Origin of the sequence: Modestobacter sp. NPDC049651 (assembly GCF_040659695.1) — a bacterium.
Classification (GTDB): domain Bacteria; phylum Actinomycetota; class Actinomycetes; order Mycobacteriales; family Geodermatophilaceae; genus Modestobacter.
The window spans coordinates 1-15135 of record NZ_JBFAOG010000012.1 but is presented as its reverse complement, the minus strand read 5'-3'; the positions used below and the strand labels follow the sequence as shown (position 1 = coordinate 15135).

The window sequence follows — 15135 nt, the reverse complement described above, 5'->3', positions numbered from 1 at the left end:
CGCTCGTCGACCGGCAGCTCCCGGCTCTCCACCAGGCCGTCGGTGTACATCAGCACCGTCGCGCCCCGGCGCAGCGGCGTCACGTGCTCGTTGCGCGCGGTGTCCGGGTCGACGCCGAGGATGAGGTCGCTGATCTCCTGACCGAGCTCCTCGACCCGCCCGTCGTCGTGGCGCACCAGCAGCGGCGGGTGCCCGGCGCTCGACCAGCGCAGCCGGACCTGGTCGGGGTCCCCCGCGTCGCGCTCCAGCCGGGCCACCGCGGCGGTGGCCAGGGTGTGCACCTGCAGCCCGGCCATCGCCCGGTCCAGGTCGGTCAGGACGGCGGCCGGCCCGGCGCCGCTGCTGTAGGCGATCGCCCGCAGCAGGCTGCGCAGCTGGCCCATCGCCGCGGCGGCGACCGTGTCGTGACCGACGACGTCGCCGATCACCAGCACCGTGGCGCCGTCGCGCTGCAGGAAGGCGTCGTACCAGTCGCCGCCGACCTGGGCGGCCCGCACCGCGGGCACGTATCGGACGGCGATCTGGCAGTGGTCGGGCTGCGGCGGGTCGGTGAGCAGGCTGCGCTGCAGGTCGGCGGCCATCCGGCGCTCGTGCTCGTGCAGCGCGGCGCTGTCCAGCGCGAGCGCGACCCGGTCGGCGACCTCCTGCACGGTGCGCAGGTCGTCGTCGTCCCACGGCTCCCGGTCGCGCCCCCGGCCGAGGGTGAGCGAGCCGAGGGCCCGGCCGCGGGCCATGAGCGGCACGGCGACCCCGCTGACCGGCCCCAGCGCGTCGAACAGCTCGCGCACCTCACCGGCCGGCAGCAGCCCGCCCACCTCGCCGGGCAGGTCGGGGATGTGCACGAGCTCGCGCTGGCCGAGGGCGCGGAAGAGCGGGGCGGCCTGCGGCAGGGCGGCCAGCCGCAGCTCGGCGTACCGGGCGGTGGCCGGCCGCAGCGCCGGGTCGCGGTGCCAGCTGACGACCTCGTGCAGCCGGCTGTCCTCCCCCACCAGGCTGGCCATCACCCAGTCGGCGAGGGCCGGGACCATCGCGGAGCTGAGCTCGTCCAGCGCCGCGCGGGCGCCGCGGCGCTCGATCAGCGCGCTGGACAGCGCCTCGGACACCTGGCCGAGCAGCCCCAGCCGCTGCGCCTGGAGGTCGGCCGCCCGCTGCGCCCGGCGGCGCGCGGTGACGTCGACCAGGTAGACGGCCAGCCCCTCGGGGCCGGGCAGGGCGCGCACCTCGAACCAGCGGCCGTCGGGCCCGGGCTGGGCGGCCTCGAAGCTCACCGGCAGCCCCGTCTCCACCGCCGTCCGGTAGTGGTCGAGGAACGTGCGGGTCTGGGCGATCGGGAAGACCTCGGCCAGCGGCCGGCCGAGCAGCTCCTCGCGGGGCCGGTCGAGCAGCCGCTCGGCGTGCGCGTTGACGTAGCTGAACCGCAGGTCGGCGGTCAGCGAGTAGAAGGCCGCGGGCATCGTCTCGAGGACCCGGGCCACCTGGGCGTCGGTGTGCCGCTGGCGGGTGGTGTCGTGGACGGCGCCGATGATCCGCAGCGGGCGCCCGTCGGCGTCGGCGACGATCCGGCCGCGGGCCTGCAGCCAGCGCACCGAGCCGTCGGGCAGCACCACCCGGTACTCGTGCTCGAAGGTGGAGCCGTCCTCGACCGCGGCCCGCAGCGACGCCATCACGCGGCCCCGGTCCTCCGGGTGCAGCCGCTCGGCCATCGCCGCCGGCTCGCCGGAGAAGCCGCCCGGCTCGTAGCCGTAGAGCTGCTGGGTGCGGTCGTCCCAGTTGAGCCGGCCGGTGACCAGGTCGCTGTCGAAGGTGCCGATCCCGGCGGCGTCGACGGCCAGCTCGAGCCGCAGCCGGGTGTCCTCGTGCACCCGGACCAGCGCGGCGAGCTCGAGCTCGACGGCGGCCGAGTCGGCCATCAGCCGCAGCAGGGCGACGTCGCGCTCGGTCCACGCCCGGGGCTCCGGCCCGTAGGCGCACAGCACGCCCACCCGGTGGCCCTGCACCTCGCCGAGCGGGACGCCGAGGTAGGCGCCGATCTCGCCGTCGGCCACCGGCGAGCGGCCCGCGACCCGGGGGTCGTGCGCCGCGTCGGCGACGACCAGCGGCTCGGGGGCGCCGTCCAGCGCGAGGGCGCACAGCGAGTCGGGCAGCGGCAGGTGGTCGCCGGCGGCGTTCGCGGACCGGCCGCTGACCACCACCGCGGTCTGGTGCTCCCCCAGCAGCGACACCTGGGCGGCGTCGACGTCGAGCAGCCGGGTGGCGAGCTCGGTGAGCCGGCGCAGCCCGCTGGCCCCCAGCGCGGTGGCCTCCAGCCGGCGGACGAGGGCGAGCCGCTCAGCGTCCGCCGGCGCCTCGGCGCGGACGTCGGTTCCGGTCGGGGGACCGCTCACCCTGGGCACTCACTTCCTCGGGCACTCCTGGACCCGCCGGTCCGCCCGCGGGGCGGTCGTCGCCAGCAGGTCGCGCACACCGTAACGGCCCAGCTCCCGGGAGTGGAACACCCGGATCCGGAAACGCCGCGTCTCAGCGGCCGACCGCGTAGCCCTGCATGCCGCGCGGGTTGGCCGCGGCCCGCAGCACGCCCTGCTCGTGGTCGATCGACACCGCCGACAGCCGGCCCAGCGACCAGGCGTCGGACACCTGCACGGTGTGGCCGCGGCGGCGCAGCTCGGCGATCACGCCCTCGCCGACCCGCGACTCGACCACGACCTCGCCGGGGTTCGTCTCCCGCGGGAAGAACGACGACGGGAAGCTGGTGGTGTGCCAGGCCGGCGCGTCGATGGCCTCCTGCAGGTCCAGCCCGCCGAGGGTGTGCGCCAGCCAGAAGCACAGCTGCCACTGCTCCTGCTGGTCACCGCCCGGGGTGCCGAACGCCATCGTCGGCACGCCGCCGCGCAGGGCGAGCGACGGGGTGAGCGTGGTGCGCGGGCGCTTGCCCGGCGCCAGCGAGTTGGGCAGCCCGGGCTCCAGCCAGAACATCTGCGCGCGGGTGCCCAGCGGGAAGCCCAGGGACGGGATGACCGGCGAGCTCTGCAGCCAACCGCCGGACGGCGTGGCCGAGACGATGTTGCCCCAGCGGTCGACGACGTCGACGTGGCAGGTGTCGCCGCGGGTCGTGCCGCGGGTGTCGACGGTGGGCTCCCCCACCCCGGCGAGCGTGCCGGCGGAGGGGTGCTCGCGGGCGGAGGTGTGGGTGACGAAGCGGGGGAGCCGTGGCGGGCGCCCACCGGGTGAGCCGGGCCGCAGCTCGGTGCTGGCCCGGTCCCCGATGAGCGCCCGCCGTCCGGCGGTGTAGGTCGGCGACAGCAGGTCGCCCACCGGTACGTCGGCCACGTCCCCGTACCAGGCCTCGCGGTCGGCCATCGCCAACTTCGTCGCCTCGACGCTGGCATGCACCACCTCGGCGGTGACTGCGTCTTCGGGGACGGAGGCGGACCGGTCCGCGGGACCAGCCGGCAGGACGCCGTCCAGCATCGCCAACGCCTGGAGCAGCGCCGGGCCTTGCGACCAGGGGCCGGCCTTCGCGAGCGTCCACCCACGCCAGTCCAGGGTGACCGGCGGCTCGTACGACGGTCGCCACGCGGCCAGGTCGTGCCCGGTCAGAAACCCTGGGTGGCGACGGCCGGAGTCGTCCATCACGGGGTACCGGGCGAACTGGTCGACCGCTTCGGCGACGAACCCGGTGTACCAGGCAGCCAGGGCCGCGTCGATCTGCGCCTCTCGGGAGGGTCCGCGCGCTGCGTCGAGCAGTCGGCGGTAGGTCGAGGCGAGGACCGGGTTGCGGAACAGGCGGCCGGGCACCGGGGGTGCACCGTCGGAAGCGAGCCAGGTGGCGGCCGAGGTCGGCCAGTGGGTGCGGAAGTGCTCGGAGACCGAGGCGACGGTCGCGGCCACCCGGGGTACGAGGGGGTGGCCGTGCTCGGCGTACTCGATGGCGTAGCGGAGGACGGCGGCCAGCGGCAGGGTGCCGTGGTCGCGCAGGAGGGTCAGCCAGGCGCCGACTGCCCCCGGCACGGTGGCCGCGAGGAGTCCGGTGCCCGGGACCAGCCCGAGACCGAGGTCGGAGAAGGCCTCGATCGTCGCGCCGGCGGGGGCGACCCCCTGACCGGACAGCACGACGGGGACCCCCGCACCGGAGGCTGCCCGCGGGCTCCGGGCGAAGAGGACCGGGACCTCGCCCCCCGGGCCGTTGAGGTGCGGCTCGACCACCTGCAGGGCGAATCCCGCAGCGACCGCGGCATCGAACGCGTTGCCACCGGCCTCGAGGGTCGCCATGCCTGCTGCACTGGCGAGCCAGTGCGTCGAGGCGACCATGCCGAAGGTGCCGGCCAGCTCCGGGCGCGTGGTGAACGCTTGGTTGCGGGACACGGAGCAACCCTAGGCATCCCGGACTGCCGTGCGCCTCTGCGCGCGTCGCCGCGCGGGGGCCGGGGGTTCGCCGGGGTGCTGGGCAGCTCGTGCACCGGCACGGGCTGGTCGTCCTCCGGCGCGCGGTGGCGCAGCGCCGGCGAGGTCTGTGGGGTGGGAGCGAGGCTGCGCACCACCGGGGTGTCCGGCCGGTTCCAGGCCAGCCGGGCGCCGTGCGTGCCGCTGCCCCAGCCGCCGGCCCGGCGCACGGCCGCGCGCAGCCCGCCGGCCAGCGCCTGCAGCGGCCGGACGAGCAGCGGCGGGGCCGGGGCCAGGTGCACCGGCGTGGCCAGCAGGTCCACGGTCAGGTCGGTGGACGCCGCGACGAAGGCCTCCAGCGCCTCGTCGAACCGCACCTGGGTCGAGGGCGCGGTCGCCGGGGCGGGCACCGCGGACGGAGCCGGCGCGGGCACGGGCCGGGCCGGGCCGGTGCTGCCGCCGAGGGAGTAGGCGTGCACCCGGGGCCGGTTCCAGGCCAGCCGGCCGTGGTCGGCGCCGGCGCCCCAGCCGGCAGCGCGGTCGGCGGCGCGGGCCAGCAGGCCCGGACGGCGGGACGGCGCGGCGACCACCGGCAGCTCGGCGTCCCGGGGGCGCGGCGCGGGCGGGGTGGCGGCCGGCGCGGCCGGTGCGGCGGGGACGACGAACTCGGTCATCGTCGCCGGCACCACCACCGGCGTGGCGGGGCGGATCCCGAACAGGCCCAGCGCGGCCCGGTCGGACATGACGCCGGGGCCGGCGATCGCGGCGCGCATGGCCTCGCGCATGGCCTGGGGCAGCACCTGCTCGGCGGCGCGCGCCTCGGTCTCGCGCCGGGCCACCGCCGCCCGGTGGGTGTCTGGCATCGCTCCGCCTCCCATCGCTGCTCCTCCCGTGTCGCCGCGGCGGGGAAGGTGCCGCGGACAAGGGAAAAGGTAGGGACGACGGGCGCCGCGGACGCCCTTCCGGGACGCTCCGGTCCGGGCGCGTGACCGAACCGTTGCCCGGCCCTCCGCTGCGGGCCGGTGACCGTGCGGACGGACCGGTCACAAGTCGACAGTTCGGGGTGGAACCGCAGGTCAGCGCCGCACGGTCACCGTCCGCAGCGCGCGGTGACCCCGCCGGGCCGGGCGGCGCACCGGCGTGTCGCGTGTGTCTGGTGGGATGAGCGGGTGGATCCCGCCACCTCCCCCGCCCCCGTTCCGCTGGTGATCGACACCGATCCGGGCATCGACGACGCGCTCGCCGTGCTGCTCGCGCTGGCGAGCCCGGAGGTGGACCTGCGGCTGGTGACGACGGTGCACGGCAACGTGGGGCTGGAGCTGACCACCGAGAACGCGCTGCGGGTGCTGCACCTGGCCGGCCGCTCCGACGTGCCGGTGGCCGTGGGGGCGCGCACGTCGCTGGTGTTCCCGCAGCCCCGACGGGCGGGGCACGTGCACGGTGAGGCGGGCCTGGGCGGCGTCGTCCTGCCACCCTCCCCCGCGGCGGTCGACCCGCGGCCCGCCGTCGTCGCGCTGGCCGAGCTCCTGTTGAGCAGCGAGCTGCCGGTGACCGTGGCGGCGATCGGCCCGCTGACCAACATCGCTCAGCTGGTGTCGGTCTACCCGGACGCCGCGGCGCGGATCGGCCGGCTGGTGGTGATGGGCGGCTCGGCGGCGCGGGGCGGCAACGTCACCGGGGCCGCGGAGTTCAACGTCTGGGCCGACCCGGAGGCCGCGCACGTCGTGTTCACCGCCGGGCTGCCCACGGTGATGGTCGGCCTGGACGTCACGCTGCCCACCGTGCTCACCGCCGCGGGCATCGCGCGGTTCGCCGCCGCCGGGGAGGTCGGCGCGCAGGCCGCCGCGATCCTGGGCCAGTACGTCGACAACGCCCGCACCCAGTACGGGATCGACGGCGTCGTGGTGCACGACGCGCTGGCGCTCACCGAGGCGATCGCCCCGGGGACGCTGCGCACGGTGCCGCGGGACGTCGTCGTCGACACCGGGCACGGCGCCGGCCGGGGGCAGACGCTGGTCGACCGGCGGGCGGCGTCGACCGCCGCGACGGCCGTGCAGGTGGCCGAGGAGGTCGACAGCGAGGCGGCCGTCGAGTTCCTGGTGAGCCGGATCGCCGCGCTCGCCGCAGCCGCACCGGCGTGAGTCGTCCCCCGTCCGGGGGAAGGTTCCGGCCCGGTGGGTTCCGGGGACCCCCGGGCAGCACACACGATCACTGATGTACACACGACGGGGAACAGGTTCAGTCGTGGTCCGACGAGGAGGACCCATCAACACGGTCAGAGCGGTCGACGGCGAGGCGCCGTTCGAGGTGACGCTCGTCGACGGCCGGCAGCCGGGCGAGGTGGTCGCCTCGGTGACCGGTGAGCTGGACGCCGCGGGCAACCCGCTGCTCCAGCGCAGCCTGCTGCAGGCGCTGCGCCGCGCGGAGCGGCTGCTGACCGTCGACCTCTCCGGCGTCACCTTCTTCGGCTCGGCCGGGGTGACCGCCCTGGTCTGGCTCAGCCAGCACCGCGAGGCGAAGGGCAAGCACGTCCGGGTGGTGGCGACCAGCCGCGTCGTCACCGGACCGCTGGAGCTGACCGGCCTGCTGGAGCGCCTCGACGTGCAGGGCATGGCCGGCGAGGCGCCGGACAACCCCCTGGACGAGCAGCCCTCCTGACCCTCCCGCACCACCCCGGTGTGCGCTACGCGCAGTTGTCGGCCACGATGGGTGCGGCGGAGCAGACGGCCGGTGGGAGGGCGTGGAGCGTGAGTGGACTGGTCTGGCCTTCGGCGCCGGTCCCCACCGAGCACGGGGACGTGTGGCGCTGGGAGCTGCCCACCGTCCACGACGCGTCCCGGGTCCGGATGGACCTGCGGGCGCGGCTGGCGCACCCGTCGCTGGCGGCCCGGTCGACCGAGGACGCCCGCGAGGGCCTGCTGCTCACCTTCGAGGAGCTCGCGTCGAACGCGCTGCGGCACGGCGGCGGCGTGGTCGAGGCGATGATCGTCGCCGTCCCGTCGGGCTGGCTGATCGTGCTGAGCGACGAGGCGCCCGACGCGCCCCCGCGCCCGGCGGTCGACCGCGACCCGGCGTTCGGCGGGATGGGGCTGCCGATGGTCGCGCAGTTGTCGACCGACTACGGCTGGGCGTCGAGCCCGGGTCGCAAGCACGTCTGGGCTCGGCTGCCCTCCGGGCTGGAGGCGGCGGCGTCGCTGCCCCGGCCGCGCACCTCCTCCGGCCCCGCCGCGTAACTCCCCGGCTGCCCTCGGTGAGGGCGCGGCTGGTCGGCTGCTTGCGGACCACCCCGTTCCGGCTGCTCGGCGCGGTGCCCCCGAAGGCTCGCGGCGCGGTCCGACGTCCGTCGCCGCTCGCCCCCGAGCAGGAGCAGCCATGCAGCAGACCATCGTGCTCGTCCACGGCGCCTTCGCCGACTCCTCCAGCTGGAACGACGTGATCGACCCGCTCACCGAGCGGGGCCACACCGTGGTGGCCTGGGCCAACCCGCTGCGCGGCGTGGCCGCCGACGCCGCCGCGCTCACCGACCTGGTGCGCTCGATCGACGGGCCGGTGGTGCTGGTCGGGCACTCGTACGGCGGTGCGGTGATCACGAACGTCTCCGCCGGCGCCGGCTCGGTGACCGGGATCGTCTACGTGGCGAGCTTCCCGCTGATCGCCGGGGAGAGCTGCGCGGACGCCTCTGCGCTGGCGCCAGGGAGCACGCTGGGCGAGACGCTGCAGCCGGTGCCGCTGGCCGGCGGGGGCAACGACCTGTACATCGCGCAGGACCGGTTCCACCAGCAGTTCTGCGCGGACCTGTCTGAGCGCCAGGCCCGGCTGATGGCGGTGACCCAGCGGCCGATCACCGACGCCGCGCTCGGGGAGGCATCGGGCCCCGCGCCGCTGTGGCAGTCGGTGCCCAGCTGGTCGATCTTCGGCGACCAGGACCGGAACATCCCGGTGGCCGCCATGCGGACGATGGCCGAGCGGGCCGGGGTCCGGCGCGCGGTGGAGATCGCCGGCGCCTCGCACGTGGTGGGCATGTCGCACCCGGCCGAGACCGTCGAGCTGGTGCTCGAGGCCGCCGACGCGGCGGCGCCCGCTCAGGCCTAGACGGTCTCGACGGCGTCGAAGCCCTCGTCGAGCGACGGAGGCACGAGCCGGGCGCGGGTGCTGAACACCCCGACCAGGGGCACCTGCGCCCGGCCGGTGCGGGCCCCGTTGCGGGCGAGCGCGGTCTCCAGCGGGGTGTCCAGGTGCACGGCCCGGACGGCGACGCCGGCCGCGCGGGCCAGCGCGATCAGCGGCGCCCGCTCGGCGACCGAGGGGTTGGTGTTGTCGACGACGACGCTGCGGCCCTCGGCCAGCAGCTCGGCGACCACCCGCTGCTGGCGGGCCTCCCGGCGGCGGGCGTTGGGCCAGTGGTCCTTACTGACGACGGTGTGGGTGCCGGCGAGGTGCTCGGCGACCCAGGTGGACTTGCCCGCCCCCTGGAGCCCGACCAGCACGACGAGCTCCTGCTGCTCGGTCAGGCCGTCGCCCGCAGGTGGGTCACCGGGGCGTCGTCGTCCTCGGCCGGGCGGGGTGCGGGGTGCTCGACGAGGGCGAGCACCCGGCCGGCCATGAAGCGCGCGGTGCGGACGGCGGTGCCGCCGCGGGTCACCTCGGTCACCTCGACCACGCCGCGGCCGTGCGTGGTCTCCACCCGGCGGCCGGCCCGGGTGGCCTCGATGTCGTACGTACGCGTGCTGCCGCCGGCGTCGATCACGATCTCGACCCGATCACCCTTCACGGCGTCCTCCGATCTGCCGGGCGCTCGTCGTCCGGCAGCAGGTACAACACCCCCAGGGGGTACCGGCTTCCCGTCGATCATGGTTCGGCGACGCCCGCCAAGGGCAGTGAGCAGGTGACTGTCCGACGCTCTAGAAGGAGGGCCCCGTGGCCGTCTTCCCCGCCGAGAACATCCGCGACTGGCGCACGATGAACGTGGTCGACCCGAGTGGGAGCAAGATCGGCACGCTCGAGTCGGTGTACGTGGACACGACCACCGACGAGCCGTTCTTCGCCGCGGTGGTCACCGGGATCATCGGCCGGCACAAGCTCACCTTCGTGCCGCTGACCGGCGCGACCGTCGCGCCCGACCACGTGAAGGTGACGGTGGGCAAGGACGTGGTGAAGAACGCCCCGACGATCGACACCGACGGCGAGCTGACCGTCGACCAGGAGCCGGGCGTGTTCGAGCACTACGGCCTGCCCTACACCCCCGGCGTCCGCCGCCTGGCCCGCCGCTGACTTTCCCCCGGCGTCTCCAACTGCCTCCTGCGCGCAGAGGACCTCGGGTAGTCCACGAGCTGGTCGCCGCTCCGACTTCTCACCGACACAGGTTCGAGCGCGCACCCAGAGAGCAAGTGGCGCTGGATGTACGCCGCCAAGGTTGGCCACTCCTGTCGAGTTGGCGCGCCAGTTGACCTTCTAGGTCAAGGCGGAGCGCTAGCTGTTGGACCGTTAGACAACGTCCTTCACCTCACGGTCGCGCCTGTGACTGTTCCGGGTCGCCAGGGTTCGCGCATAACCGATGCTGACAGACTGCGCTCGTGTGGTCGGGGACCATCGGGGACAGTGCGGACGGCGACCTGTCGCGCCGGGGTAGGGGACGCATCCCTGCCCGACGGTTCAGCGTTGAGGGCGACCACAGTCAGTCGCTCGAGGTAATTAACGAGCCGGCGGACAGCGTTTCGTCTGTGCGCCTCACCGTCATCCGCGAGGTCCCAGGTCATCGGTTCGACCGGTGCCCAATCTGCCTGGCTCCAGAAGCTGGAAGCGAGGAGCACGTACCGCCACGGGCGCTGGGTGGGCAGCCCCGGACGTGGACGTGCGCGGCATGCAACAACGGTCTGGGCCGCCTCGAGGCCGATCTCGTCGACTGGCGAGACGACGCGCTCCGCAGCACAAGAGTCACGGCCGATGCATTGCTCGGCGCCCGGAGGCTTCCCCGGCTGCTCCGTCGTCGAACGCCGGACGGTCAGTTCGTCTTGATCATCGACGGCCCGATGCACCCTGACGCTGAGCCCCTGCTCAAGGGGCCCAACTTCACGCTCGAGTTCACGCCACCCGATCCGCGGCGCTACAAGCTCGCGGCCATGAAACAGGCATACCTGGCGGCCTGCTTGGACCTTGCGTCGATTCCGGCGACGCCCTGCGCCGAGGTGATCCGGCGTGACCTTCTAGCGGCTCGGAACGCGCCATCCCGCTCGGACACCCCGGTCAGTGACTACGCCCTCTCGATGCCGCTCATGCGCACGCACGAGCAGCCACAGGGGCCTTCCATCGCCCTGAGCCACTTCAGCCGGCCGGATGGACTGGCCGAGTTCTGGATTCTCCTTGCAGGAACCATCGCCGTCCCCTGGCCGCTGCCCGATCGTCCCCCGGTCGTCTGAGTAGGCCTGCGCGAACGCCATCACGGAGGCGGAACAGCCTGCCGCGCCAGCGCCATGAGCTCATGGTCCAGCTGCGGACATCGCGACGAGCTCGGTGGGCAGGTACTCCTGCAAGGTGGCCCACAAGTAGACGGCCCACAAAGGTCAGGGGCCGCCGGATTCGGGCCGCAAATTTCGGACACGAGTTCTGGGCCGGTGAACCCGTCGACCGACCTGCGCGTACGCCCGACGAGTCAAGAGGGGGTCGGGCAGGCCCAGTGACGGGCGTTACTGGTCCGCAGTGGCGTCCTCCCCGGCGGGGGGGGGGGTGGACTCGGCGGCAGCAATCTTGTATCCGTGTCGAAGCCGTGGTTGCAGTTTCCCGGTCGCGCGCTGAGGTCAACGACCGGAACAGTTAGTAAAACGGCACAGATGGCCGCATGGCACCACACATGCGATCAGCTGCGACCCAGCCGCAGGGTCAAAGCTAGACCAGTTGCAGTTGCGGCCAAGCCGATGGACTTTGAGAGACCCGATCGAATCGTTGTCCACGTTGCCGCGATCAGCTTCTCGACCTGCGCAATCTGCACAACTCAGCGAAGAGGAGAATTATGGAGAGGAGAAATCCCGTGCTCGCACCTAGCAGCACCCCAGTGTGGTCGGTCGCGACCCCGACGACCACCACTATGAAGCAGATGGTCGCCCATGCTGTCCAAAATGCGACGGGAGGCTCGGGCCATTTGCGGTGATCAGACATCAGTGCATTCCCTCCACTTGTCCGTTGACGAGAGACCCGAGACTAGTGAGTGACGCACCGGGCCGATGCCGTCCACCGTCGACTACCCCAGCGCAGACCGGATGCGCCCAGGAGGTGCGTTGCATGACACCCTTGGGCCGACCCAAAAGGACCGTTGCCGACGGGCTAGGACGCCCTCGGCGACCCGAAAAGGGTCCAGTTTCGGGCAGCCCAATAACGGGCGTTTCTGGTCGGCACCCTGAGCGGCATCCGGGCGCCGGCCGGCCACGCAGGGGCCCTCTTATTCGAGATAGTGAAACAACGGTCGACCGCTAACCATCAGATCGCGTTGCGATTGGTGGCACCTGCCGTCCCAACGGGTCGCTCCAGCACGGTCTCGCCTATCAAGAGTTGAGTGCAAATGGGGCCGATTTACGCTGAGAGCGGCGACTGGTCGCCTGTGGCCCATCAGGTCAACTGACCGATTAGTCAAAGCTTTCGCCTAGATATTCGTCCCAAAGCTCATCCACCATTTCCGCCGGAGCCTTCTGTAACCTGTAGGTGATGCCCCGGTAACGAATTACTCCCTGACGGTAGGACTCCACCTCTTCTTCATCACAGATGCCAAAGCCGGACGCGCCCCCTTCCGCTATGACGTAGACGTTCGACATTAATTTGACCAGGTTCTCACGTTGAACTTTAAGCCCGCGCCGTCGTCTGAGCGAAAACTCGGCGGTGCCGTAGGCGGCGTAGCCCACCACCCGACCACTGGCTCTATCAACGATTAGAAAATAGGAAATATTCTCGATCACAGCCACGGCATCCCTCGAACAGGGGCTCTGTGCTCCACGTGGACATTGCTATACGTATTATAGCCCTTTGTACTGCTCTCAAAGTTACTTGTGTAGGCCTTTTGATTATTCTTCCAAGAGGCTGGTCGCCACTGCTTAGCCTCATGTCCGGCACCGCGAGTGAGGTACTTCTTACCGTTCTTCATTGTGAGCTTAGTAGCTCCTCGACCGACCCACATGCGGCCCGCAAGTGCGCTTGTAGCCCGGGTGGCCTTAAGTCCCTGCTGCCCAGCTCGGACAGCCTTCACCAGCCTCGCAGCTTTAATCGCCCATGCAGCTGCTCCCACTCCTGGGATGAATCCTGCTGCAATTAGCGCGATATCAACCCAGTGCTTTTTGGCGAAGCTCTTAAGCTTTCTTAAGCTGGGCCACTTTCCGTCAAGGTCACTTTGGTTGACGGGATCCGCGTTGGAGTAGTCATAGTCATTAGCGCTCCCGCCCGGCACGGGGTCAGTGCTCAAAAAGCGGCCGAAGCTAGGGGCGTAAAGCCTGACGCCCATGAGGATGAGGCCGGTGATGTTCTCGTTGGAGCGCTGTTTGCCGCCAAGCCAGTTGTAGCGGGTCCCCGGGGTGGCGCCGACCGCCGGTGCGGTGACCGGGGTGTCCAAGGGTTTGCCGTACTCGTCGACGACTGCGGTGGGGGCTGGGGTGGCGCCGGAGCGGTTGGGGAGGGTAGCGGTGACGTCGCCGTGCAGGTTGGTCAGCTGCCAGGTGGTCTCGGTGCCGCCGGTGGTGGAGATGCTGACGGTGGCGGTCATGTCTCCGGCGAGGTCGGCGACGGGGCGGGTGGTGAGCCCGTTGCCTTCGTCGATCAGCGCCGGGGAGTCGTGGCTGTCGTCGTAGCGGTAGGTCTTGGTCACCGATGTCGCGCCAGTGCCAGTACCGGTGGTGATGGTGGAGGCAGCGAACCGGGTACCGGTGGGGTCGACGGTCCACGTCTGGGTGGACTCGAGTCCGCTGCCGGTGGTGGTGCCGCTGTAGAGGGCCTGAGTGGCGGCCATGTCGGTGATCGTGTAGCCGACGGTGGTCAACTTCGCCGTCCCGCCGGGTGCGCCGGCGCTGGTGCCGGCCAGGGCGGTGGTGCGCCCGAACGCGTCATAAGCGGTGGGGATGCCGCCGGTGATGTCGGTGATCTGATCGGCGGTGTCGTAGGTGTGGGTGGTGGTGCCGGCCGGTGTCGGGTAGCCGGTGGCCGCGCAGGCGCCGGCGGCGGTGGTGCTGCCTTCGGTGGTGCGGTTGGAGTTCAGGTCGAACGCCCAGGACCGCACCGCGCACTGCTGCACCGCCGTGCCGCCACCGGTCGGGGCGGTGGTGCGGGTATCGGCGGCGTTGACCAGCCGTCCGTTGGTGTCGTAGCCGTAGCGGCGCACCCGGGCGCCGGTGGCGAGGCCGGGCAGGCTGGTCTGGTCGGTAATGACCTGGCTGTGACCGTCCTCCTGGGTGGTGTTGGCCAGTAGCACGGTGGTGCCGCTGCGCCAGGTCTTGGCGGTGGGGGTGCCGGCGGTGTCGGTGAGGGTGGTGGCCGACAGCGGCGCGCCGGCGGCGTCGGTCCAGGTCTGGCGGACCACGGCGCCATCCAGGCTGTAGCTGGCGGTGGACGCGCCGGCGGTCGTGTCGGTGCCTGCGGTGAGCTGGCCGGTGACTGGGTCGTAGGTGTTGGTGGTGGTGTAGCTGCGGAGGGCGCCTGAGATGGTGCCGGACTGGGTCGACTCGGTGGCCCGGTCCAGCGCGTCGTAGCTGGTGGTGGTCTTCAGCCCGGTGGCGTCGATGCTGGCGATGCCGCGGCCGAGGGTGTCGGTGACCGTGGTGATCGACGCGCTGCTGCCCGGCGTGGTGCCGGGGTCGGTGACCGCGGTGACGTCGCCGGCGGCGTTGTAGGTGGTGGTGCGGGTCAGCGACGTGCCGGCCCCGTTGCTGGTGGCAGCCGTGGGGGTCCAGCCGGGGCCGGTGCCGGTGATGGTGACCTGCCGGGCCCGGTCGGCGGCGTCGTAGGCAGTGGTGGTGGTGCGCACCATCGCGCTCGAGCCGCCGCCGGAGGTCTCGATGGTCTTGGTGACCGTTCCGGTGCGGCCGTACTCGGTGACGGTGGTGGGCAGGGTGGTCGCGGAACCGGCGGGTGCGCCGGTGATGGTGCCGGCCGGGCCGACCGCACACGTCATGCCGCCCCACGCCCAGATGCGGGCGTCGCTGCCGCAGACCCCGGCCGCGCCAGGCCCGTAGTAGGTGGTGACGGTGGTGCCCGCGGCGGTGGCGGCGCCCGTCTTGCCGACGTCGTTGGGCATCACGGTCTGGATGACCCGGCCCAGGGTGTCGTAGCTGGTGGTGCGGGTGATGTTCAGCCCGCCCGGGTCGCTGACCACGGTGGTGGGCAGGCCGAGCTTCCAGTCGTAGGCGGTGGTGGTCTTGCGGGTGTCCACCAACGCGCCGTCGGTGAACGCGGTGGTGGCGCCGCGCAGCGTGCCCTCCACCACGGTGGTGGCCAGGTCGGCAGAGGTCTTCGGCGCGTCGGTGGGCCGGCCCTCGTCGTACCTGGTGGTGGTGACCGTGCGGCCGGCGGTGGCCGTCGCCGGGCCGGCCGGCCCAGAGCCGGTCATCAGCAGGTGCACCGGCTGCTGCACGGTGGTCACCCGCTCGTCGAAGCTGACCGGCCCGGGCTCGTAGCTGGTGCGGGTGGCCAGCGCGTCGGCGCGGGTGTGGGCATCAGCCAGTGCCTGATCGTTACCGCTGGCGGTGAGGTCGGCGGGCAGTGCGGTGGTTGGCAGGCCCAGGGCGC

13 protein-coding genes are annotated in these 15135 nt (G+C 72.6%); 7 read left to right on the top strand and 6 right to left on the bottom strand.

Translation table 11 applies throughout. The features are described 5' to 3' along the window. Together AB0J00_RS15990 and AB0J00_RS15985 are read right to left on the bottom strand one after the other, a co-directional pair. On the bottom strand, positions 1-2384 hold a 2384-nt coding region (locus AB0J00_RS15990; RefSeq protein WP_357746294.1), incomplete at its 3' end, for a SpoIIE family protein phosphatase. Between the two features lie 133 nt (positions 2385-2517). Then, complete coding sequence (locus tag AB0J00_RS15985; RefSeq protein WP_357746291.1) at positions 2518-4362, bottom strand: gamma-glutamyltransferase family protein; 1845 nt, start codon at positions 4360-4362, stop codon at positions 2518-2520. Positions 4363-4713: 351 nt separating this feature from the next. Here AB0J00_RS15985 and AB0J00_RS15980 point away from each other — a divergent pair, with 351 nt between their 5' ends. From AB0J00_RS15980 to AB0J00_RS15960, 5 genes are all read left to right on the top strand, one after another. Beyond that, entirely contained in the window at positions 4714-4851 is a 138-nt protein-coding gene (locus AB0J00_RS15980) for a hypothetical protein (protein WP_357746289.1), read from the top strand. 698 nt (positions 4852-5549) lie between these two features. After that, positions 5550-6521, top strand: a complete 972-nt coding sequence (locus tag AB0J00_RS15975) for a nucleoside hydrolase (RefSeq protein WP_357746287.1) — start codon at positions 5550-5552, stop codon at positions 6519-6521. 103 nt (positions 6522-6624) lie between these two features. Next, on the top strand, positions 6625-7038 hold the full coding sequence (locus tag AB0J00_RS15970; RefSeq protein ID WP_357746285.1) for an STAS domain-containing protein: 414 nt from the start codon (positions 6625-6627) through the stop codon (positions 7036-7038). An 89-nt stretch (positions 7039-7127) separates the two neighbouring features. Continuing rightward, entirely contained in the window at positions 7128-7613 is a 486-nt protein-coding gene (locus AB0J00_RS15965; protein ID WP_357746282.1) for an ATP-binding protein, read from the top strand. Positions 7614-7752: 139 nt separating this feature from the next. Then, entirely contained in the window at positions 7753-8472 is a 720-nt protein-coding gene (locus AB0J00_RS15960) for an alpha/beta hydrolase (RefSeq protein ID WP_357746280.1), read from the top strand. On the opposite strand, the gene AB0J00_RS15955 is transcribed toward AB0J00_RS15960, so the two are convergent. After that, the gene (locus AB0J00_RS15955) at positions 8469-8867 is read right to left on the bottom strand and encodes an AAA family ATPase (RefSeq protein WP_357746277.1); all 399 of its coding nucleotides are present in this window, start codon (positions 8865-8867) and stop codon (positions 8469-8471) included. The two genes, AB0J00_RS15960 and AB0J00_RS15955, sit on opposite strands and share 4 nt — an antisense overlap. 20 nt (positions 8868-8887) lie before the next feature. After that, positions 8888-9151, bottom strand: a complete 264-nt coding sequence (locus AB0J00_RS15950) for a hypothetical protein (protein WP_357746275.1) — start codon at positions 9149-9151, stop codon at positions 8888-8890. A 146-nt stretch (positions 9152-9297) separates the two neighbouring features. On the opposite strand from AB0J00_RS15950, the gene AB0J00_RS15945 reads away from it, so the two are divergent. After that, entirely contained in the window at positions 9298-9651 is a 354-nt protein-coding gene (locus tag AB0J00_RS15945; RefSeq protein WP_357746272.1) for a PRC-barrel domain-containing protein, read from the top strand. Positions 9652-10100: 449 nt separating this feature from the next. Further along, positions 10101-10796, top strand: a complete 696-nt coding sequence (locus tag AB0J00_RS15940; RefSeq protein ID WP_357746270.1) for a hypothetical protein — start codon at positions 10101-10103, stop codon at positions 10794-10796. Positions 10797-11996: 1200 nt separating this feature from the next. Here AB0J00_RS15940 and AB0J00_RS15935 read toward each other — a convergent pair. Beyond that, the gene (locus tag AB0J00_RS15935) at positions 11997-12329 is read right to left on the bottom strand and encodes a hypothetical protein (protein WP_357746268.1); all 333 of its coding nucleotides are present in this window, start codon (positions 12327-12329) and stop codon (positions 11997-11999) included. Beyond that, positions 12320-15135 (bottom strand): RHS repeat-associated core domain-containing protein (locus AB0J00_RS15930; RefSeq protein ID WP_357746265.1); only part of this gene is annotated, 2816 nt, incomplete at its 5' end. The genes AB0J00_RS15930 and AB0J00_RS15935, both read right to left, overlap by 10 nt.